Here is a 22346-nt window from a genome sequence, read left to right as displayed (position 1 = left end):
CCGCAACCGTCAGAGCGCCTCGCGCCCCGGCACGCCATCCACCAACCGCAGGATCCCCAGCGGGTTGGCGTTCTTCAGCGGCTCGGGCAACAGGCTGTCAGGATAGTTCTGGAAGCACACCGGACGCAGGAAACGATCGATCGCAAGGGTGCCCACCGACGTACCACGGGCATCGGACGTCGCCGGGTAAGGCCCGCCGTGCACCATCGAATCACACACCTCCACCCCGGTCGGATAACCGTTGAGCAGGATGCGGCCAACCTTCTGCTCCAGCAACGGAGTCAGTTCGCTGAACCGTTCGAAGTCCGCTGGCTCGCCGATCATCGTTGCCGTCAGTTGCCCGTGCAGGCCGTGCAGCGCGGCGCCCAGTTGCGCCTGGTCCGCGACTTCGACAAACACCGTAGTCGGGCCGAACACTTCTTCCTGCAGCGCTTCGTCACCGTTGATCAGCAGGCTGGCGTCAGCCTTGAACAACTGCGGCAGGGCCTGGTTGCCCTGCTGCTCGCGCCCGGCCAAATGCTCGATGCCCGGGTGAGCCAGCAACTTCTGCAGGCCCTTGCCGTAGCTTTGCAGCGTGCCGGCGTTGAGCATGGTCTGGGGCGCCTGGTCGCCGATCAACGCCGCCACTTGCTGGGTGAAGGCGGTGAACTGCGGCGAACGAATACCGATCACCAGGCCAGGGTTGGTGCAGAACTGACCGCAGCCCTGCACCACCGAGGCGGTCAGGTCGCGGGCGACGCTCTCGGCACGGGTTTCCAGCGCTTGTGGCAACACGATCACCGGGTTGATGCTCGACATTTCGGCAAACACCGGGATCGGCTGCGGCCGTGCGGCCGCCATGTCGCACAGGGCACGCCCGCCCTTGAGGGAACCGGTGAACCCCACGGCCTGGATCGCCGGATGCTTGACCAGCCATTCGCCAACGCCACCGCCGTAGATCATGTTGAACACACCCGCCGGCATCGCGGTCTTTTCAGCCGCGCGGATGATCGCATCGGCCACGTGCTCGGCGGTCGCCATGTGGCCACTGTGGGCCTTGAACACCACCGGGCAACCGGCCGCCAGGGCCGACGCAGTGTCGCCACCGGCGGTGGAGAATGCCAAGGGGAAGTTACTGGCGCCGAACACCGCCACTGGCCCGAGACCAATGCGATACTGGCGCAGGTCCGGACGGGGCAACGGCGTGCGCTCAGGCAACGCCCGGTCGATGCGTGCACCGTAGAAATCGCCACGACGCAGGACCTTGGCGAACAGACGCATCTGGCCGCTGGTACGACCGCGCTCGCCCTGGATCCGTGCCGCCGGCAGCGCGGTTTCACGGCAGACCACGGCCACGAACGCATCGCCCAAGGCGTCCAGCTCATCGGCAATGGCCTCGAGGAACTCGGCCCGGCGCACCGCACTCAGGCTGCGGTAGGCTGGATAAGCCGCCGCCGCGGCCTTGGCGGCGGCGTCGACTTCTTCTGCCGTGGCCTGGACGAAGTCATGGGGCAAGGCCTCGCCGGTGCTGGCGTCGACGCTCTGCAGGCGAGTCTGGCCGGCTGCGCTGCGCGCCCCGCCGATGTAGTTGTGGCCAAGGATCTGGTTCATCGCAAGTCTCCTTTAAAGTGTGCCGATAGTACCCGGGTTGAACACCGCGTCCACCGGGGCAATACCGTTGACCAGCGGCGCGCCGAATTCAGCCTGGCTGATTTCGAACACATCCCCCGGCTGCGTGCGGATGCCATCGGCGAACGACAGGGTCGCGGTGCCGAAGAAGTGAACGTGGACATCCCCCGGTCGCAGGAACTGACTGTACTTGAAATGGTGGAATTCCAGGTTTTCGAGGCTGTGGCACATGTTCGCCTCGCCGCTGAGGAATTCGTTCTGCCACAGCACTTCGCCGTTGCGCAGGATACGACTGGTCCCGGACAGATGTTGAGGCAGTTCACCCACGCGAAGTTCCGGGCCAAAACTGCAACTGCGCAATTTCGAATGGGCCAGGTACAGGTAATTCTTGCGCTCCATCACGTGGTCGGAAAACTCGTTGCCCACGGCAAAGCCCAGGCGATAGGGCTTGCCGTCGTGGCCGATGACATACAGGCCGCTGATTTCCGGCTCCTCGCCAGCGTCTTCGGCAAAGGGCGGCAACGGGAACGGATGACCCGGACGGACAACGATGCTGCCGTCGCCCTTGTAGAACCATTCCGGCTGCACGCCAGCCTGCCCGGCCTGGGGCTTGCCGCCCTCCACGCCCCACTTGAAGATGCGCATGGTGTCGGTCATGGCCGCTTCGTCGCCAGCCTGCTGGTGCATCTTGTCCCGGGCCGAGGCGCTGCCCAGGTGGGTCAGGCCGGTGCCGCTGACCAACAAGTGCGCCGGGTCCGGGTGGTCCAGTGGCGGCAGGATGCGCAGGTCACTGAGCAACCGGGCGTAGTCATGGCTCGCCCCCAGGCCCAGGCCGTTGACCTGCTGCTCAAGCTTCACGCCCGCTTCGATAGCCGCCAGCGCCAGGTCACGCACGGTGCGAGCGCCCTGCACTTCGCGCACCTGATCGCCCTCGACCACACCGACGCGGCGTTCGCCGTTACTCAATTCGAACTGAACTAAACGCATATCTTTCTCCTTGTAAGCAAAACTTGAATTCGGTGCGTCCCTTGTGGGAGCGAGCTTGCTCGCGATAGCAGTCTTACATTTACCCCAGATGTCGACTGTCAGATCGTCATCGCGAGCAAGCTCGCTCCCACAGTGACCTCAGGTACGTGTCGCCCCACGGGCGCTGGCGGCGAACTGATCCGCCGGCAGCACATGCTTGCGCTCCAGCAGGCGATAGACCACGCCGGTCAACACCAGGCCGAACACCATCACACACGACAGGAAATACAGCCCCGAGGCCAGGTTGCCGGTGTACTCCTTCAGCGCACCGATCACGAACGGGCCGATGTAGCCGCCCAGGTTGCCCACCGAGTTGATCAGCGCAATACCCGCCGCCGCACTGGCGCCGGCAAAGAAACGCCCCGGCAAGGTCCAGAACACCGCCGTGCAGGAAAATAGCGCGAACGCCACCAGGCACAGCGCCGCCAATTGCAACACCGGCACCGACAACCAGGCGCTGAGGAACAGGCCGATGGCGCCCAGCACGTACAACACGGCCAGGTGACCGTAGCGGTCGTTCAAGCGGTCGGAGCTGCGGGGAATGATCAGCAAACCGATGATGCCGAAGATGTATGGCACCGACGATACGAAGCCAGTCACCAGGTCACTGCCGCCGAACTGCTTGATCAGCGTCGGCAACCACAGGCCCAGGCCGTAGATGCTCAAGGTCACCGGCAGGTAGAACAGCGCCAGCAGCAGGACACGCTTGTCCTTCAGGGCATGTAGCGGATTGCCGTGGCGGGTCTGGCCGTATTCCTGCAGGTCTTTTTTCAGTTCACCGGTCAGCCAGTCCTTCTCGGCCTGGTCCATCCATTTCACTTGTTGCGGGCCGTCCGGCAAGTAACGCAGCACCGGCCAGGTCAACAGTACCGCTGGCAGGCCGATGACCATGAACAGCCACTGCCAGCCGTGCAGGCCAAGGATGCCATCCATGCCCAGCAGGCCACCGGACACGGGGCCGGTGATCATCATCGCGATGGGTTGGGAAAGAATGAACAGGCCGAGGATCTTGCCGCGATGGCGCACCGGGAACCACTGGGTGATGTAGTACAGCACGCCCGGGAAGAACCCGGCTTCGGCCGCGCCGAGCAAAAAGCGCATCACATAGAAGCTATGCGGGCCTTGTACGAACGCCATGCCGATGGTGATGGCGCCCCAGGTGATCATGATCCGCGCGAACCAGCGCCGGGCACCGAAGCGCTCCAGCATCAGGTTGCTGGGGATCTCCAGCAGGAAATAACCGATGAAAAACAGCCCAGCACCCAGGCCGTAGGCGGCGTCGCCGATACCGAGGTCGGCGCCCATGTGCAGCTTGGCAAAGCCCACCGCAGAGCGGTCCACGTAGGCGATCAGGTACAGCAGGATCAGGAAGGGAATCAGTTTCAGCGTGATGCGACGTATAAGCCGCAATTCCTGGCTCATGGGACCGGTCTCCGATTGTTGTTGTTATGGAACCTCGGGGGATTTCTCTCGCGAATGACCGCCAGGACAATCCCTCCATTGAATCGGACTATATAGTAATACTATTTACCCAACAACACTTCCAAACCGCACAAATTGCGCTTATGTTACGCTTCAGCTAGAACAATATAGTCATACAATAAGAGAATCGATCATGTCTGATAAGAAACCCTCCCTGCGCTCGGCCCAATGGTTTGGCACCGCCGACAAGAACGGCTTCATGTACCGCAGCTGGATGAAAAATCAGGGCATCGCCGACCATCAGTTCCACGGCAAGCCGATCATCGGCATCTGCAACACCTGGTCGGAGCTGACGCCGTGCAACGCGCACTTCCGGCAAATCGCCGAACACGTCAAGCGCGGAGTGATCGAGGCCGGGGGCTTCCCGGTGGAATTCCCGGTGTTCTCCAACGGCGAATCGAACCTGCGCCCCACCGCCATGCTGACCCGCAACCTGGCGAGCATGGACGTGGAAGAGGCGATTCGCGGCAACCCGATTGACGGCGTGGTGCTGCTCACCGGTTGCGACAAGACCACCCCCGCCCTGCTGATGGGTGCCGCCAGTTGTGACGTACCGGCCATCGTCGTTACCGGCGGGCCGATGCTCAACGGCAAGCACAAAGGCCAGGACATCGGCTCGGGCACCGTGGTCTGGCAATTGAGCGAACAGGTCAAGGCCGGCACCATCACCATTGACGATTTCCTCGCGGCCGAGGGTGGCATGTCCCGCTCGGCCGGCACCTGCAACACCATGGGCACCGCCTCGACCATGGCCTGCATGGCCGAAGCCCTCGGTACTTCCCTGCCGCACAACGCGGCGATTCCGGCCGTGGACGCACGGCGCTATGTGCTGGCCCATATGTCCGGCATGCGCGCCGTGGAAATGGTCCGTGAAGACCTGAAACTGTCGAAGATCCTGACCAAGGAAGCGTTCGAAAACGCCATCCGCGTCAATGCGGCCATCGGCGGTTCGACCAACGCGGTGATCCACCTCAAGGCCATTGCCGGTCGCATCGGCGTGCAGCTGGACCTGGACGACTGGACCCGCATCGGTCGCGGCATGCCGACCATCGTCGACCTGCAGCCGTCCGGGCGCTTCCTGATGGAAGAGTTCTACTACGCCGGTGGCCTGCCCGCCGTGCTGCGTCGCCTCGGCGAAGCCAACCTGATTCCCCATCCGAACGCCTTGACCGTCAACGGCAAGAGCCTCGGCGAGAACACCAAGGACGCACCGATCTACGGCCAGGACGAAGTCATTCGCACCCTGGACAACCCGATCCGCGCCGACGGCGGTATCTGCGTGCTGCGCGGCAATCTGGCGCCACTGGGTGCGGTGCTCAAGCCGTCCGCCGCCACCGCCGAACTGATGCAGCATCGCGGTCGCGCGGTGGTGTTCGAGAATTTCGACGAGTACAAGGCACGGATCAACGACCCGGAACTGGACGTGGACGCCAACTCGATCCTGGTGATGAAAAACTGCGGGCCGAAGGGTTATCCGGGCATGGCCGAAGTGGGCAACATGGGCTTGCCGGCCAAGCTACTGGCCCAGGGCGTGACGGACATGGTGCGGATTTCCGACGCCCGCATGAGCGGCACCGCCTACGGCACCGTGGTCCTGCACGTGGCACCGGAAGCCGCCGCCGGCGGACCTCTGGCGGCGGTGAAGGAAGGCGACTGGATCGAACTCGATTGCGCCAGCGGCCGCCTGCACCTGGACATCCCGGACGCCGAACTCGCGGCGCGCCTGGCAGACCTGCCGCCACCGCAGAACCTGTTGGTGGGCGGTTACCGGCAGTTGTACATCGACCACGTGCTGCAAGCGGACCAGGGCTGTGACTTCGACTTCCTGGTCGGCTGCCGCGGCGCCGAGGTGCCACGCCACTCCCACTGACCCCACCCATCCCCCTGTGGAAGCAAGCCTCTGTGGGAGCAAGCTTTTTGTGGGAGCTGAGCTTGCTCGCGATGAGGCCCTTCCAGTCAACATCTCTGTTGTCTGTGACACCGCTATCGCGAGCAAGCTCAGTTCCCACAAAAAGCTCGCTCCCACAATGGGTCTGTATCCAAATCAAAAATCGCATTAGCGACCCGCCATCGCCGCGCCTGCTATCATGCGCAGCACTCCCCTCGCACAGGATCGCGCCGCATCCCATGGATTACCGTAAACCCTCCGACCGCAAAAGCATGCACGCGCGCATCGTCCAGGAACTGGGCATGCAGATCGTTTCCGGGCGCTTCAAACCGGACGACAAACTGCCCGCTGAAGCCTTGCTGTGCGAAGAGTATGCGGTCAGCCGCCCGGTGCTGCGCGAAGCCACGCGAGTGCTGGTCGCCAAGGGCCTGGTGTATTCGCGCCCGCGCGTGGGCACGGTGGTCAAGGCTCGGCGGGAGTGGCACATGCTCGACCCAGATGTGCTGCATTGGCTGATGCAGAGCAGCCCGCAGAATGAATTCTTCAACCTGCTGACCAGCGTGCGCAGCATCATCGAACCGGCCGCCGCCGCCCTCGCCGCACAGTTCGCCAACGAGGACGACATCGCTTCCATCCGCGAGGCCTACCAGCGCATGGAAGCGGCCCCGACCCCCGAGGCCGTGCTGCAACCGGACCTGGACTTTCACAGCCGCATCGCCGACGCCACCCACAACGACCTGCTCGCCAACCTCTGCAACATGTTGTCAGTGGCCATCGCCGAAGCGCTCAAGCATTCCAACCAGCGGCCCAACCTGCATGAACTGGCGATGCCGCGACACAAGGCGATCCTCACCGCCATCGAGAACCGCGACGCCCTCGGTGCCCGCCATGCCACGCTGGTGCAACTGGACGATGCCCGCAGCGCGCTGAATGTGGTACTGGGCAACGATCCAGCCTGAGCCCCGCAGGAGCTGCCGAGTGCAACGAGGCTGCGATCTTTCCCCTGCCCATTGAATCCCAAGCGAACGGATCGCAGCCTACGGCAGCGACTACCAGGCCTGCCACAACGCGCGCTCAACCGGGCAGTAGCTATATACCGCACACCAGGAAAACAGGAGGTCGATACTTGACTCGTCGTCATCCCGACGGCCATGAGCTCAGGAAAAGGACTTCTTATGACCTCGCCCTCCCCGGCTGACAGCCCCTCTGCCCTTGCGCAAACCGTCAGCCAGTCATTCGCCGACCGCCCGACCTTCGAGCAAGTCGCGCAACAAATGCTCCAACAGGCCATCAAGGCCAGATACCCCTCGCTGACCATCGATCTCGCCAAGACCCAATTGGCCACACCAAATGCGATCACCCGTGGCTGGCACTTTCAACCGTTCATGCCGCGGGTGCTCGAATACCTGGCCCTCGGCACCTCCGTGGATTTCAGCCCCCGGGGAAATCTTGATTGCTACCTCTCCGACACGCCGCCGCAGCGCCTTTGGCCACGGGATGAAAAGCTCGACATGCAGGTCATCGAAAAACTGCTGCTTGAACTGCCCTCGACCGCTCCAATCGGGCTGGAAGACGCACTGACCCGTTATTGGAACGCTGACATCGGCCCCCGCCCGCAAACCGATGCCCCTGTCCGCACCAGCCGCTGGCAATGGCTCAGCGACACACTCAAGAACATGCTGCATATCCGGGGGCTGCAACAGCCAGGACTGACCGAACCGGCACGCGAGACCCTGGCCCAGATCGTCCGCTGGCCGGACCGTGAACAACGCTTTAGCCACAATGTCCCGCCCGTCTACGCCTACAGCCTGGAAAGCACTGTCACCCAAGGCACCTCCAACAGCGTGCTGCCCAGCAACGAGATCCTGCTGCTCCATTACACTCGCTACGGCCTCGTCATTGTGCTTTGCAGCCCCGGCAGCGCCGTGCAGTCCTTCGAGTCGATGGAAGCCTTCAACCGGTATTGGGGCGAACGGATCGCCAGTCGCTATGTCGTCGACAGCGTGACCTGTCAACGCTACGAAATCGACGGGCATGCCTTCGACACCCAGGCCGCCATGATCTTGGAGCAACAACTGGCCGATGTGCAGGCGGTACAGTTGCCCTCCCGAATCGGCCTGCCAGACCTCAAGACGCTCTACAGCGAGCTGAGCGATCCCGCTCGCTATCTGCACGACGCGCCGCGCCTCACGCCTGAAACATCGGCACGACTCGGGCCGTTGCTGCCCGAATGGCTGAAAAAAGCCTCCGTCGTCGATCGAGCAACGTTCCAGCGATGCAGCCTGGCACTGGCCAGCCTCAAGCAACGCACTCAAGGACGTCCCGCACTCAGCGACATCAAGGCTTTTACCGCAGACGAGTTGCTCACGCAGATGGGCAAGACTAACGACAGCAGCCCGGCCAAGGTGCAACCCAGTCACTACCAACCCGACGATGTGGTACTGACGTTCACCGTCTCGGCGGGATACCCCGGGACCGTTGGCATCCGCGCGAAAAGAACGATGAGCCTGACGCAACTGGCCATCGACAACCTCGTCGCACGCCCCAGTGGCAACCTGCAACTCAGTCATCGCCGGGGTCTGGCCTTGCCTGCCTGGTTGACGCCGGACTTCATTACCCGAAGGGGCGGGCTGATCGAACAGGTCGACATCGGCACGGTTTATCCGCGCTACCTGCAACAAGCCCTATTGAGCGACTCGCCTCAAGCGCAGGCATTTCAACGGACGTTCGCCGAACAACTCCCGGCGCAGTTGCCGCTCGAGGCGCTGCAGCAAATGCTCGACAACAAAAACGGCATGACTCGCCAAGGACTGCATCTGATCGAGGCCCTGCTGCAACCCGATGCTGAGGACCGACAGGTTGACGGTCGCCCCGTGGTCATTCGACACCTGGCCTTCCTGCGCAAGCCCCAGGCCCGGCCCGACCTCGTGAGCAACATGTTCATCGTCGAGGCGCAGGACGCCAGAACGGGCCCGCACCTGTTGTATCGCCCCCTGTACGCGCCCGTGCTGTTGGAGTTTGCGACGCGCCAGGCACTGTTGCAGTCCGTCGTGAGCGCCGCAGACTTGCAGAACAGCGTCCTGACCTGGATGTCCGACGACGCACGCCCGGTGTATGCCAATGGCGGCTTCCTCGAACCGCACATCGTGCGTTTCTTCGAGGGCGACGAGTTCAGCGTTCCCGAAAAGCCCGTTCCGGCAACGCTCGCCGTCGACGCCGGCAACGATGAACTGCTGCAATACCTGCGCAACGGCAAATTGATGCAGTACCTCTACGGCTGCAACGCCCGAGCCCTGGTCACCCAGGCCGACCGCAACTCTGTCTCCAACAGCGAAAGCCGCTGGGCGGTGTTACTCAAGGGCGGCAGCCTGCTGTTCAATACACTGCTGTTTCCGTTGCTGCGCGGCCCGGCCATGGCCACCGTCTGGCTATGGAGCCTGATGGCCAGCGCCAGTCAAGATATCCCGGCCCTGAGCAGTGACGATCCGGCAACGCGGGAGCTGGCCACCGTCGATTTGCTGGTCAACCTGGCCATGCTGGTGAGCCATTTTCCCGCCGTCCGTGCACCGGTTCGCGCAGTCACGCCCGCATCGATCAAGGACCACGCGATGCGTGCCCCCGCGCCACGTGTCGTTGCACAGCAGTGGCCCGAACCGACCTCGCCGAGCGTTCTGGAAGGATCCGTCGCCTTGCCTGGCGAACAACCCAGCAGGTCGCTGGACTTCAGTTTCAGCAGCCCTCGCCGTCACCTGACACAGGAACAACGCACCCGCATACGACGCATGCAGGTGGCGCGTCCGACTGCCTTGCCTGAGCCGATTGGAAATGGCCCGTTCAAGGGCTTGTACGTGATCGCCAACAAATGGCACGCGTTGCTGCAAGACGGGCTGTACCCGGTCAACCCGGACCCGGACGGCAGCACCACGATTGTCGACCCGCTCGACCCGACACAGACCGGACCTGCGCTGCAATCGGACCTGGACGGCAACTGGTCCCTTGACCTGCGCTTGCGCCTGCGCGGCGGTGCGCCGCCCAAGCGCCTGGCTGACCAGCGTCGCCTCAATGCCCACAAAGCCATTGAGCTGAGCGCTGAAATGAACAATTACCTCGCCCAGGAGAACGAACGACAACGATCCCTGGACATTGCCCAACAAGTGATGACCCGGCTCGAGGAAGGAAACGCCTATACCGAGGAACAGCGCGCGCCAAAACGAAAAGTGTTTTATGACCTGCTCAACGAGCAGACCGACATCTATTTGAAACTGCTGGACAGTGCGCCCGAGCGCGCAAGACTGGGCATTGGCTTGCCCTCTGGAAGCCTCCGCGGGCTGATGGAGAATGTGGTCAACAATGCCCGCAAGGCCTTCCTGGTCGTCGAGATGGATCAACGGGCCCTGAATGCCGCTCACCCGCAGTTTTCCGGAACGTTTGTGGAAGAAGCCGTGGTTCGCGACATGCAGGGCTACGTGATCTTCCTTGAAGCCATGAGCGACATCAATGATCGCGCCATCCATTGGCTGCAACTCAAGGATGAGTACCTGGAGAAGCTATTGAACCTGGATTCCGTGGGAGCCCAGGCATTCGAACGCCTGACCCGCGGCCGTCCGCAGAATGAACGGAATGTCATAGGCACCAAGGCCCTGCAATTGGCCGCCCTGCCGATGCTGGCCATCAAACACCCCGAAACCAGCTTGCCCGATAGCCTGTATCGCATCGTCAGGCCATTGGCCGAGCAGGTGCGCTCCCACGCTGACCTGCAACTGTACGACCTGACCGCCTCTGAGCAGCTTGAGGTACTGACCAGCCTGACCGAGCATTATGGCGAGGCCCTCGACGCGTTGCAGGGCATGAAGGCGCTTTATGTCGACGATATCAACGAGTCCTATTTCGACAGGCTGGCCACGCTGCTTGACAGCCTGTACCAGGACGCTTCCGGAAGACTGGCGGCAGAAGTCAAACCCGAACCGACACCGCGCAAGCGTGCGCCCAAACGCCCGAAGACGCACTCCGGGCGCCTTCAGAAAAAGGTGATCACGACCCGCAGGAGTGGCGTTCTGATTGGTGACCTGAAACCTGCCGGCACCTCCTTGCCGATTGAAGTCGTCGAGTTGCGCTCCGAAGTCGACAATCAGGTGCTTGCCACCTATTCGCGTCACGACGACGTATGGGACGTTGTCGACGTACACCGACCGGTTCCAGCCCCCAGGACCCGATCGATCAACGCGATAAACGGCGATGCGCGAACACTGCTGGAGGAACTGGAGAAACGTCTCCGCCGCGCTGAAAGCTATAAAAAGCGTTGCCGTCATCCTCAGGAAATCGAGGAGATCATGAACAATGAGGCAAGTCGCTTCCGCACGCTTTCTGAAGAACTCGACAGGGCCTTCGTCGCCTCACAAACGCCACGCACAGCGGCTGATCAAGCGCTGGGTAGACAGTTGGCCGAGGCCATCTCCAGACTGACGTCCAGGGGCAGCGCCCTGCGTGTCCAACTGAGCCTGCACCTGCCGCCCACCGACGGCAACCTCCAGTACCTGTTCGAAAAAGACCTGGTTCAAGTTGCACGACTGGGTGAACGCAAGGCCTTGAAAGGAGCCCGCCAGGATTTCCTCCAGGAATATGCCATCAACGACCGGGACGGCTTCCCCCTTTGGTATGCGCATTTTCACTACGAAAAAATCGATACGCCGAAAGCCGACTACAGCGTCGCGCACCTGAAAACCAAGGCACAACGCAGGGAAGACTATCACTCGCTGCTCGCCAAGGCTGATAGCCCCTACGCGGTGGTGAATGTGCATCGAGGGAAAATCGGCAAGCTCATGGCACAGAGCAAGTTCTTGCCGTTGGCGCCTGATGACAGCGATGCATCAGGCTGACCTCGCCACCGAGGCTGTAAAAACCTGTGGGAGCGAGCTTGCTCGCGATTGCGCACTGACATTCAACACCTTCATTGACTGTCACAGCGCTATCGCGAGCAAGTTCGCTCCCACATTGGGCAGGTTCTACCGTCGATCAATGCGCAAACAACGAATTACCCTTCTGCCCCGCCAGTTTCTCAGGCTTGATCAGGAACCGCGCCAGCGCCGGCAGCAGCCACAGCGCGCCGAACATGTTCCACAGCAACATGAACGTCAGCATCAACCCCATGTCCGCCTGGAACTTGATGGCCGAGAAGATCCAGGTGCAAACACCGATGGCCAGGCACAAACCGGTGAACAGCACCGCCTTGCCGGTGGATTTCAGCGTCTGGTAGTAAGCCTCCTGCAACGGCAACCCGGCGCGCAGGAAACTCTCCAGGCGGCTGTAGATGTAGATGCCGTAGTCCACGCCAATCCCCACGCCCAGTGCCACCACCGGCAGGGTCGCGACCTTCACGCCAATGCCCATGAACGCCATCAGGGCGTTGCCCAGCACCGAGGTCAGCACCAGCGGCAACACGATGCACAGCGTCGCCGCCCAGGAACGGAAGGTGATCATGCACATGGTCGCCACGCAGATGTACACCAGGATCAGGATGGTCAGCTCCGATGCCTTGATCACCTCGTTGGTGGCCGCTTCGATGCCTGCGTTACCGGCGGCAAGGATGAACTCCAGACCATCGCGGTTGTTTTCCTTGGCGAAGTCCTGCACCGCCTTCACCGCGCGGTCCAATGTCTCGGCCTTGTGGTCGTTGAGGAACACCAGCACCGGTGCCAGGGAGCAACTGTTGTTGTACAGGCCATCGGCCCGGGCGATGGAGTTGTTCAGCACGTCAGGGTTGCGCGACAGGGTTTCCCATTTCAAGTTGCCCTCGTTCATGCCCTTGATCATCTGCTTGGACACGGTCACCAGGGAAATCGCCGACTGCACGCCCTCGGTGTTCTGCATCGTCCACATCAGCTCGTCGATGGGGGCCATGGCTTCATAGCGCGAGCAGCCTTCGGCCTTGGTCTTGACCATCACCACCAGTACATCGGAGCTGGTGGAGTAATTGCTGATGATGAAGTTGTTGTCCTGGTTGTAGCGCGAGTCCGGACGCAGTTCCGGCGCGCCCTGGTCCAGGTCGCCGATCTTCAGGTTCTGGCTGTACCAGAGCCCACCGCCAAAGGCGATCACCGCCAGGGCAATGGACACCGGCGCGACCTTGGCGCTGGCGAAGTTCGACAGCAGGCGCCAGAACGGATGTTCGCGGGTCGCGTCTTTCTTGCTGCGCTCGACCGCACGCTTGCTGATGCCAGCGTAGGAGATCGCCACCGGCAGCAGGATCAGGTTGGTGAACACGATCACCGCCACGCCGATGGAGGCGCCAATGGCCAGTTCGCGGATCACGCCGATGTCGATGATCAGCAAGGTGATGAAACCCACGGCGTCCGCCAGGATCGCGATCATCCCCGGCAGGAACAACTGCCGGAAGGTGCGCCGCGCCGCTGTCAGGGCGTTGTCCGCATCGCTGGACTGCAAGGCGATGCCGTTGATTTTCTGCACCCCATGGGAAATGCCGATGGCGAAGATCAGGAACGGCACCAGCATCGAGTACGGATCCAGGCCGAAACCGGCCGCATGCATCAGCCCCAGTTGCCAGACCACCGCCACCAGGGTGGTGGTCAATACCGCGACGGTACTGCGCATGCAGTTGGTGAACCAGTACAGCAGGATCAGGGTGATAACGAAAGCCACGCCGAAGAACAGCACCACCATGACCAGGCCGTCGATCAGGTCGCCGACCTTCTTGGCGAAACCGACGATATGGATCTGCACGTTGGGGTTCTGGGCTTCGAACTTGTTGCGGATCTTGTCTTCAAGCTCGTGGGAAAACTTCCGGTAGTCGAGGGCGAGCAATTTGCCCTGGTCCTGCGGGTCGGGATAGGACTCCAGCAGCGGGATGTCGATGATGCTCGACTTGAAGTCGTTGGCCACCAGGCGCCCGACCTGGCCGGACTTGAGCACGTTATTACGCAGCAGATCGAGGCTGTCGGCCGAACCGTTGTAGCTCTGGGGGATCACCTCGCCGCCGGCGAAGCCCTCCTCCGTCACTTCGGTCCAGCGCACGCTCGGGCTCCACAACGACTTGAGCCCGGAACGGTCGACGCCGGAGATGTAGAAGACCTCATCGTGGATCTGACGCAGGGTCTCCATGTATTCCTTGGAGAAGATGTCGCCGTTGGTGGCCTCCACGGAAATACGCACCGTGTTGCCCAGGTTCGCCAGGTCGTTGCGGTGCTCGAGCATCTTCTGGATGAAGGGGTGCTCGAGGGGGATCATTTTTTCGAAACTGGTGGACGGCCGGATCAGCGTGGCCTGCCAGAACAGGAAAATGCTGACCAGCAGGCAAATGATGATCACTGCCGGGCGGTTGTTGAAAATCAGGCGCTCGAGGAACGTCGCCTTGTCTTGGTGATGACTGCTCATGGGGTCCGCCTTCTTGTTTTTGTGCCCGTCTTGCAGGCGTGACTCATTTGCTCAGTTCGGCGCCGGTGGACGTGGTGGCACGAACGCCACCTTGCCCCGCCAGAATCAGGTTGCCGTTGCCTGCCGCCGTGACGGCCGCCACGGAAATTCGGTCCGGGCGGTTGAACACGCTGAAGGTCTCGCCGTCGTCGGTACTGCGCACGACGCTGCCGCCGTTGCCGACAATCACGATGGAACCGTCCGCCAGTAGCGTGGCGCCTGACAGGCCGAACTCCAGGGCACCGCGCGCGGCCTTGAGCTCGACCTGATCCCAAGTGCCGCCGAAGTCAGTGGAACGATAAAGGTTGCCGCGCAAGCCATAGGCCAGCAACGTCGAAGGCTGGGCCGTACCGATGACCCCGAACAGCGAGCCTTCGTACGGGCCTTCGACCTTTTCCCAGGTCTGGCCCCAGTCGGCGGAGCGGAACATGCTGCCAGCCTCGCCGACAATGAACAGCCCGGCATCTTTCACGGCGGCTATCGCATTGAGGTGGAACTGGTCTTCGTTTTCGAGGCGGTCGCTGGCGTCTTCCCAGTGCTTGCCGCCGTCGGTGGTTTCCAGCAGTGCGCCGTAGGCGCCCACGGCGAAACCGTTGCTGGCATCCTTGAACCAGACGTCCAGCAGGGGTGCTTCGCGGGTGAGGTCTTCGAATTGCTTGGTCCAGCTGCTGCCGCCGTCATCGCTGGCGAGGATCTGCGCGTCGTGCCCCACGGCCCAGCCGTGTTTGTCATCGACGAAAAATACCGCCGTGAGCAGTTGGCGAGTCGGCACCTTGGCCTGGGTCCAGGACTTGCCCTGGTCGTCCGAATAGACAATGTGCCCGCGATCACCGACCGCCACCAGGCGCTGGCCGGCGTGGACCACATCGAGCATCAGGGTTTTGCTGGCCTTGGCCGATTCGACGGAATAGATGACATCGGACGTCGACGCCGCAACAGCCATCACCGGTGCCGACAACACCGCAGAGCCCAGCAGCGAGAGCGCCGAAGCCAGCAACGCGACTCTGCGCAGCATCGGCGGCCGGCTGCGGCCCACAGCCATGACAGGCTCATTCATAGACCTTTCCCCCATTATTATTGTTATGGCTTGGTACGTTGCCAGTCCTGGAGCATAGTCCTGAAACCTGCAATCTAGAGCCACTTCGGAAGCAGACCTATCCTATCGGGCTTTCGAAAGGTCTGACAATCGACGCCACGTTATCTTTTGTTAACCGGGGGGATATCGGCCAAGGGTGAATCAGAAGACATTCGTGAGGGTGATGAATGTGGCGAGGGGATTTATCCCCTCGCCACAAAGGTAAGGCAGTGCCTGTTTATGCCAGGCTCTTGCTCACCACCTCGAACACATCGGCGGAAAGCGCGCCGGATGCCAGGATGCGCTCCAGTTCGGCCTTCATCAGCGCCTGGCGGGCGCTGTCGTATTTGCGCCAGCGAGTCAGCGGGGCCAGTTGCCGGGAGGCGATCTGCGGGTTGAAGCCATTGAGCTGGATGACCAGGTCCGCCAGGAAGCGATAACCCGAACCGTCGGCCGCGTGGAAGTTGATCAGGTTCTGCCCCGCAAACGCTCCCACCAGCGCCCGCACCTTGTTCGGGTTCTTGATATTGAACGCCGGGTGCTCCATCAGCGCCTTGACCCGCGCCAGGCCACCCGGCAACGGGCTGCCGGCCTGGACGCTGAACCATTGGTCCATGACCAGCGGGTTGCCCTTGAAGTTTTCCGCAAACACTTCCAGCGCCTTGGCCTTCTCGGCTTCGAACGGCGAGTTGACCAGCACCGCCAGCGCAGTCAGCCGCTCGGTCATGTTATCGGCGGAGTCGAACTGCTCCAGGGTCGCACTCAGCACCTCAGGCTTGCCGGTGAGCATCAGGTACGACAGCGCGATGTTCTGCAACGCGCGACGGGCGAAATGCTCGGCCTCGGCCACATAAGGGGTTTTCTTCGACAGGTCGCGGTTGGCTGCATAGCGCAGCCAAAGGGCTTCGAACAGGTTCTCGGCCAACTGCTGGCGGGCGAACTCACGGGCGGCATGGATCGCCTCGACGTCAGCCACTTCGCTGATTTCCGTCAGGTAGGCTTCGCTTGGCAGCGAGAGCATTTCGGCGACCATGGCCTGGTCCAGGGACTCGTCCGACAGCACGCTGCGCAATGCACTGACCAGGCGCGGGTCCAGCACCAGGCTGGCGCCCTGCTGATGCTGGGCGATCAGTTCCTGCAGCACCTGTACCGACAATTGCTGGCCGGCATCCCAGCGGTTGAAGCCGTCGCTGTCGTGCTGCATGAGGAACATCAACTGGTCGCGGTCGTACGGAAAGCTCAGCTTCACCGGCGCCGAGAAACCACGCAGCAACGAAGGCAGCGGCTGTTCGGCGATGTCGACAAAGGTGAAGGTCTGCTCGGCTTCGGTCACCGAGATCACTCGGGACGTGCCGTCTGCCGCCGCTTCACCGGCCAGGCGCAGAGGGATTTCAGCGCCCTGGCTGTCCAGCAGGCCCAGCTCCACGGGAATCACGAACGGCAGCTTTTCCTGCTTGTCCGGGGTCGGCGGGCAACTCTGGCTGAAGGTCAGGCTGTAGGTCTTGGCGGCGGCATCATAAGACTCGCTCACCGCCAGCCGTGGTGTACCGGCCTGGCTGTACCAGCGCTTGAACTGGGCCAGGTCGACGCCGTTGGCATCTTCCATGGCCTTGATGAAGTCGTCGCAGGTCACGGCCTGGCCGTCGTGGCGTTCGAAGTACAGGTCACTGCCCTTGCGGAAACCCTCAGGCCCCAGCAGGGTGTGGATCATGCCAACCACTTCCGAGCCCTTCTCGTACACAGTCAGGGTGTAGAAGTTGGAGATCTCGATAAAGCTGTCCGGACGCACCGGGTGCGCCATGGGGCCGGCGTCTTCGGCGAACTGGTGGGTACGGAGGTACGCCACGTCCTGGATGCGCTTGACGGTGGCGGAGTTCATATCGGCCGAGAACCCGGCGTCGCGGAACACCGTGAAACCTTCCTTGAGCGACAGTTGGAACCAGTCGCGACAGGTCACGCGGTTGCCCGACCAGTTATGGAAGTATTCGTGGGCAACGATCGCCTCGACCCGCTGGTGCGCGGCATCGGTGGCGGTTTCGGCGCGGGCCAGCACGGCGCCGGAGTTGAAGATATTGAGGCCCTTGTTCTCCATGGCGCCCATGTTGAAATCGTTGACCGCGACGATCATGAAGATGTCCAGGTCGTACTCGCGCCCGTACACCTCTTCGTCCCAGCGCATCGACTTCTTCAGGCTGGTCATGGCGTGCTGGCACTTGTCGATGTTTTCCGGCTCGACATAGATGCGCAGCGCTACGGTGCGCTCGCTCAGGGTGGTGAAGGTGTCTTCGACGCACCACAGGTCGCCGGCCACCAGGGCAAACAGGTAGGCCGGCTTCTTGAACGGGTCTTCCCAGGTCGCCCAGTGCCGGCCGTCTTCGCCGGGGCCGCTGGCAATCGGGTTGCCGTTGGACAACAGCACCGGATAGCTGTGCTGCTCGGCCACCACGGTGGTGGTGAACTTGCTCATCACATCCGGGCGGTCGAGGTAATAGGTGATCTTGCGGAAACCTTCGGCCTCGCACTGGGTGCAGAACATGCTGCCGGACTTGTACAAACCTTCCAGGGCGGTGTTGGTTTCCGGGTGGATCCGGACAGTGGTGTCGACCGTGAAGGCCTGGGCCTTGGGGTGAACGGTCAGGTGACTGTCGTCCAGTTGATAGTCGCCCTGCCCCAGGTCGGCATCGTCGAGCTTGAGCGAGAGCAGTTCCAGGTGCTGGCCATCGAGCACCAGCGGCGGCAGCCCGGCACCGCGCTCGGGGTTGCGGCGCATCACCAGTTGCGCATGGACCAGGCTGTGGTCCTCGAACAACTCGAAGGTCAGGTGCGTCTCATCGATCAGGTACTCGGGCGCCTGATAGTCCTTCAGGTAAATCATCTTCGGTTGTTCGGTGCGCATAGGTCGAATCCTTCTACTGATGCACGGCGAGCTGGTAGGCCGTGTATTTACGAATATTGATCACGCCGGTGTCAAAAATCAGGTACTGGCCCTTGATCCCCAGCAGCGTGCCTTCGGCGATCGGGTTCTTGTCCAGGTTGAAGCTGACGATCTTGGCCGGGTATTGCTCCACCGGATAACGGATCTCGATGGGTTCGACGTCCGCTATGGTCTGGATCGCTTGCAGGCCGAATCGTTCCTGCAACGCCTGCAATCCCTGGGCGCAGCTTTCGAACAGCGAGTCGCGGATCGCCGGTAGGTCCACCGCCACGGCGTCGCCCTTGAGCAAGGCGCGCCAGTTGGTCTTGTCCGCCACCTGGCTACGGAACAGGTCTTCGACAAAACCCGACTGCTGGCGGGTGGCGACCCGCAGGATCGGCAGCGCCTGGCTGGCGCCCTGGTCCAGCCAGCGGGTCGGCAATTGCGTGGCGCGGGTGATGCCGACCTTCACGCCCGAGGAATTGGCCAGGTAGACCACATGATCGGTCATGCAGAACTGCTCGCCCCAGGCCGGGTCGCGGCAGGTGCCCGCCTCGTAATGGCAACGCTCGGGGCTCATGATGCACAGGTCGCACTGGGCCAGTTTGGTCATGCAGGGGTAGCAATAACCCTGGCTGAAGCTGGTCTTGGTCCGGCGTCCACAGTGGGTGCAGTGGATAGCACCGAGGTACTCCAGGCGCACCGTGCTGCCGATCAACGGATTGACCGGCACCTCGACATTGCCCAGGCGAAAGGCGTATTGAACGGTCGGCCCGTCAAGGCGCGCCGACATCTTGCTGATTGCACCGCGGCCAATCTCGATCAATGGATGGCGTCCGACTTGAACAGGATATTCGGCACTTCAGTGGACTTCGAATGGCATTCCTGCGCGCCCATGTAACCAGTGCGCTCCTCTTCGGGCAGGTTCTGGATTTCCCAGGCGATCATCGCCTGCAACGACAGTTCGCGTTGCTCGGCGGTGAGTTTGTTGCCGTCGGCCCATTTACCGATTTCCACCGCCAGTTTCAGGCTCCGGTAGATATCGGGTGTGATGTTCTCGATCATTTCTGCAAAAGACGACATGTTAAGCAATCTCCAATAATGTCGTGGTTTTCCAAGGCAAAGCACGACTGACAGCCGTGTGGATACCCGCTAATTTAGAATTCCCTGGACAGCTTGACCTGGGCCAGCTCTTTTTCCAGGGAGCGCCTGAATATCTGTGGCGCGGTAAAGGTGTATGCGGCAAACCCCAGCCACAACCAGTCAATCACCTGGGCCACCTGCGGGTAGCCCTGGGCCGTCAGGGTGATGACCACCACCCGATAGACCACGAACATGAGCAACAGCACCACAATGGCGCGACTGGCGCTACGCTCGCTCATCCAACTGTTGAAGCGCCACCATGTTCCTAAAAACAGACTGCTGCGGGCCTTGACGGCGGTCAGCAAGTGCAGCGCGGCCCGGTCATTGGCGTTTTCCTGCAAGGCCCAGATGGCGTGCTCACGCGCGCCCTCGACGTCACCTTCGCGCAACAACAGATGCCCAAGCACCACCACGGCCCCGGTATGCCCCGGTTCGGCCTGCAAGGCCTGGCGGGCGAACTGGTGCGCCTTCCCCCAGTCACCGCTGGCACGATAAAACTGGGCCATGGCAACCAGATTTGACGCATCGTCGGGCCCCAGTTCCAGGGCTTTTTCCAACGGCTCGCGGCTTTGCTCCAGACGGCCGGTCAACTGGTAAAGATCGGCCAGGGTGCGGTAATTGACCGGATTGAGCGGTTCCATGTCCAGCAACTGGGTCAAGTGTTCCTGGGCCAGCTTGAACTTGCGCAGGGCAATGGCAACCTGGGCGGCGGCGTAATGGGCGAGCGGCAGTTGTGCATCGGCTGCCAGCGCCAACTGCACCTCGCGCCTGGCAGCATGCACGCGGCGCAGATTGATCAGGCATACCGCCAGCAACGCATGGGCTTCGGCCGAATCCGGATCGCTCGCCAGCAATTGGCGCAGCGCGTCGATAGCACCGTCGTAATGGTCGGCCTGCAAGCGTTGATACGCCAGTTGCAGCAGATAATCGGTATTCATCAGCTCACCACCAGATACCAGAGAGTGGCAGGCACCCACTTGATGACCATGCCCTTGAGCACGAAAGCGCCAACCAGCACGACGGGCAAGCCAAAGCGGTTCAGCACGCCACCGTAGTACTGGTAGATCTCGATGGTCGCATTTTGCTGCATGAACAGCAGATACCCGATGGCAAGTTTCCACACCACCAGGGTCAACAAGGCGTATTGGATCTGCGCCTGGTTCTGAATGTAACCGGCGTCCACCAATTGCAGCAGCACCACGCCGATGACCAGGCTGCCCACCAGGCAAAGGCCGGCCAGCAACCACTCACGTACGCGGGTCGGGCTGCCCACCGCGATGGCGTTGAAGACAAACCACGGCAAGCCGAGCCAGGCGCCCCCCAGCATCAGCCCCAACAACGGCCAAAAAGGCGAGACGGCCCACTTGGCCAGAGCGCCCGGACGCGGTTCGTCTTCAATGCGATAACCACCGTACTGCGCCATCAACGGCCCTTCCCATGTTTGTCGAGGAAGGCCAGCACTTCGTCGTACTGGTTACCTTCATTGGCGTAACGCGCGTAATTGCGCGCCGTGGTCAGCCATTCCAGGGTGGTTGCCCGTACTTCCTTGAGCGCCTGCTTGAAATGTCGGTCGCAGATCGGTTGCTCGCTCGCGCCGCTGATGGACTCTTCGATCGCTTCGTCAGCGGCGGTTTCCACCAACTCACCCAGGTCCGCACCGGAAAAGCCCGAGGTGTTTTTCGCCAGGAAGGCAAAGTCGATGTCCTCGGCCATCGGACGGCCTTGCATCATCAATTTGAGCATGGCTTCCCGGGCCGGCCGGTCCGGCGGCGGCACGAACAGTACCCGGTCAAAACGCCCCGGACGCCTGAAAGCCGAGTCCACCGACCAAGGCACGTTGGTCGCGGCGAGAATCAGTACGCCGTGATTGTCCTTGGTAAAACCGTCCATCTCGGACAAGAACTGACTGACAAGCTTCGAAGACGTCGAATCCCGGGTATTGGAGCGCTTGCCCCCCAAGGCCTCGACCTCGTCGAAAAACATTACCGCCGGCGCCTGGGCACGGGCCTGTTCGAACAGCGCGTGCAACTTGCGCTCGGACTCGCCGATGTACATGTCCAGGACATCGGAAATGGCCACGTTGAAGAACGTCGCCTTGCACTCCCCGGCCGTGGCCCGGGCCAGCATGGTCTTGCCACACCCTGGAGGCCCATAGAGCAACACGCCACCGCCGACCCGCTTGCGAAAGCGCTGGAACAGGCCGGGCTTCTGATATGGCAGGATGATTTTTTTGTGGATGGTTTTCTTCAGCTCGTCCAGGCCACCGATGTCATCGAAGGACAGGACTTCCTTTTCCGGCATCAACAGTCGACGGACCTCGGTCTGGTCCGTGTTGTCATTGGAGATCACGCGCAAGCGCGGACGCCCTTGCGCAGCTGAAAAGTCGGTCACGGATACGTTCAACCGACGCCATAGCGCCATGTCTTCAAGGGCCGGGTTGGCATCCACCGCGGCGCGGTATTCCACCTGGGCCTCCTTCATCTGCTCCAGGGCCGCAAAGGCGCGCGCCCTGAGCATCCGCGCAGCAGGCTCGTCGCCTTCAATCAGGCGAAGGGCCCGTTGCGCCTGGCCCGCGGCGATACATAACCCGGCCGCAGCCATTTTCAAGGCCTGGGCATCGCTCCATTGCTCAAGATCGGCAGGCAGCAACTCAAGCCCGCGCGCGTACTCGCTGCGCTCGACACTGGCGTTGAGCAGCAGTGTCAGCAGCGCGACGTTACCGGGCGCGGCAAGGAGCGCGGCCTCCAGTTGGTCGAACGTCGAATCATCCATGGCACTTCCTC

14 protein-coding genes are annotated in these 22346 nt (G+C 62.0%); 3 read left to right on the top strand and 11 right to left on the bottom strand.

Going from position 1 to position 22346, the window contains the following annotated elements; genetic code table 11:
• Positions 1-9: 9 nt before the first annotated feature.
• The 3 genes from KGA89_RS03330 to KGA89_RS03320 form a co-directional block, all read right to left on the bottom strand.
• Complete coding sequence (locus KGA89_RS03330) at positions 10-1590, bottom strand: aldehyde dehydrogenase (NADP(+)) (protein WP_223470589.1); 1581 nt, start codon at positions 1588-1590, stop codon at positions 10-12.
• 12 nt (positions 1591-1602) lie between these two features.
• Entirely contained in the window at positions 1603-2595 is a 993-nt protein-coding gene (araD1, locus tag KGA89_RS03325; RefSeq protein ID WP_079305527.1) for an AraD1 family protein, read from the bottom strand.
• A 138-nt stretch (positions 2596-2733) separates the two neighbouring features.
• Entirely contained in the window at positions 2734-4056 is a 1323-nt protein-coding gene (locus KGA89_RS03320; protein ID WP_003202683.1) for an MFS transporter, read from the bottom strand.
• A 193-nt stretch (positions 4057-4249) separates the two neighbouring features.
• Between KGA89_RS03320 and KGA89_RS03315 the strand changes: the two genes are divergently transcribed.
• From KGA89_RS03315 to KGA89_RS03305, 3 genes are all read left to right on the top strand, one after another.
• Positions 4250-5986, top strand: coding sequence for an IlvD/Edd family dehydratase (locus KGA89_RS03315; protein WP_003202685.1), 1737 nt, complete (start codon positions 4250-4252; stop codon positions 5984-5986).
• Positions 5987-6243: 257 nt separating this feature from the next.
• Positions 6244-6963 carry a FadR/GntR family transcriptional regulator gene (locus tag KGA89_RS03310; RefSeq protein ID WP_003202686.1) on the top strand — a complete coding sequence of 240 codons (720 nt, stop codon included), beginning with the start codon at positions 6244-6246 and terminating at the stop codon, positions 6961-6963.
• Positions 6964-7179: 216 nt separating this feature from the next.
• Entirely contained in the window at positions 7180-11880 is a 4701-nt protein-coding gene (locus KGA89_RS03305; RefSeq protein WP_043042406.1) for a dermonecrotic toxin domain-containing protein, read from the top strand.
• Positions 11881-12016: 136 nt separating this feature from the next.
• Here the strand turns inward: KGA89_RS03305 and KGA89_RS03300 are convergent, their stop codons facing one another.
• From KGA89_RS03300 to KGA89_RS03265, 8 genes are all read right to left on the bottom strand, one after another.
• Positions 12017-14392: an efflux RND transporter permease subunit gene (locus KGA89_RS03300; protein WP_043042404.1), complete on the bottom strand. Its 2376-nt coding sequence runs from the start codon at positions 14390-14392 to the stop codon at positions 12017-12019.
• A 43-nt stretch (positions 14393-14435) separates the two neighbouring features.
• Entirely contained in the window at positions 14436-15488 is a 1053-nt protein-coding gene (locus tag KGA89_RS03295) for a WD40/YVTN/BNR-like repeat-containing protein (protein WP_028237622.1), read from the bottom strand.
• Positions 15489-15744: 256 nt separating this feature from the next.
• Entirely contained in the window at positions 15745-18402 is a 2658-nt protein-coding gene (pepN, locus tag KGA89_RS03290) for an aminopeptidase N (RefSeq protein WP_043042402.1), read from the bottom strand.
• 13 nt (positions 18403-18415) lie between these two features.
• Positions 18416-19246 carry a DUF2797 domain-containing protein gene (locus tag KGA89_RS03285; protein ID WP_223470588.1) on the bottom strand — a complete coding sequence of 277 codons (831 nt, stop codon included), beginning with the start codon at positions 19244-19246 and terminating at the stop codon, positions 18416-18418.
• Positions 19243-19503: a YeaC family protein gene (locus KGA89_RS03280; RefSeq protein ID WP_043042398.1), complete on the bottom strand. Its 261-nt coding sequence runs from the start codon at positions 19501-19503 to the stop codon at positions 19243-19245. The genes KGA89_RS03285 and KGA89_RS03280 overlap by 4 nt, the downstream gene beginning before the upstream one ends.
• A gap of 74 nt (positions 19504-19577) precedes the next feature.
• Complete coding sequence (locus KGA89_RS03275) at positions 19578-20501, bottom strand: tetratricopeptide repeat protein (RefSeq protein ID WP_043042396.1); 924 nt, start codon at positions 20499-20501, stop codon at positions 19578-19580.
• Positions 20501-20986 carry a hypothetical protein gene (locus KGA89_RS03270; protein ID WP_043042394.1) on the bottom strand — a complete coding sequence of 162 codons (486 nt, stop codon included), beginning with the start codon at positions 20984-20986 and terminating at the stop codon, positions 20501-20503. Before KGA89_RS03270 ends, KGA89_RS03275 begins: the two co-directional genes overlap by 1 nt.
• Positions 20986-22335, bottom strand: a complete 1350-nt coding sequence (locus tag KGA89_RS03265) for an ATP-binding protein (protein ID WP_043042393.1) — start codon at positions 22333-22335, stop codon at positions 20986-20988. The genes KGA89_RS03270 and KGA89_RS03265 overlap by 1 nt, the downstream gene beginning before the upstream one ends.
• Positions 22336-22346: the final 11 nt, after the last annotated feature.

It is taken from the genome of Pseudomonas sp. A-RE-22, assembly GCF_019956035.1.
GTDB lineage: Bacteria > Pseudomonadota > Gammaproteobacteria > Pseudomonadales > Pseudomonadaceae > Aquipseudomonas > Aquipseudomonas brassicacearum.
The sequence above is the reverse complement of the archived record's forward strand: the minus strand, read 5'-3'. Positions and strand labels throughout refer to the sequence as shown.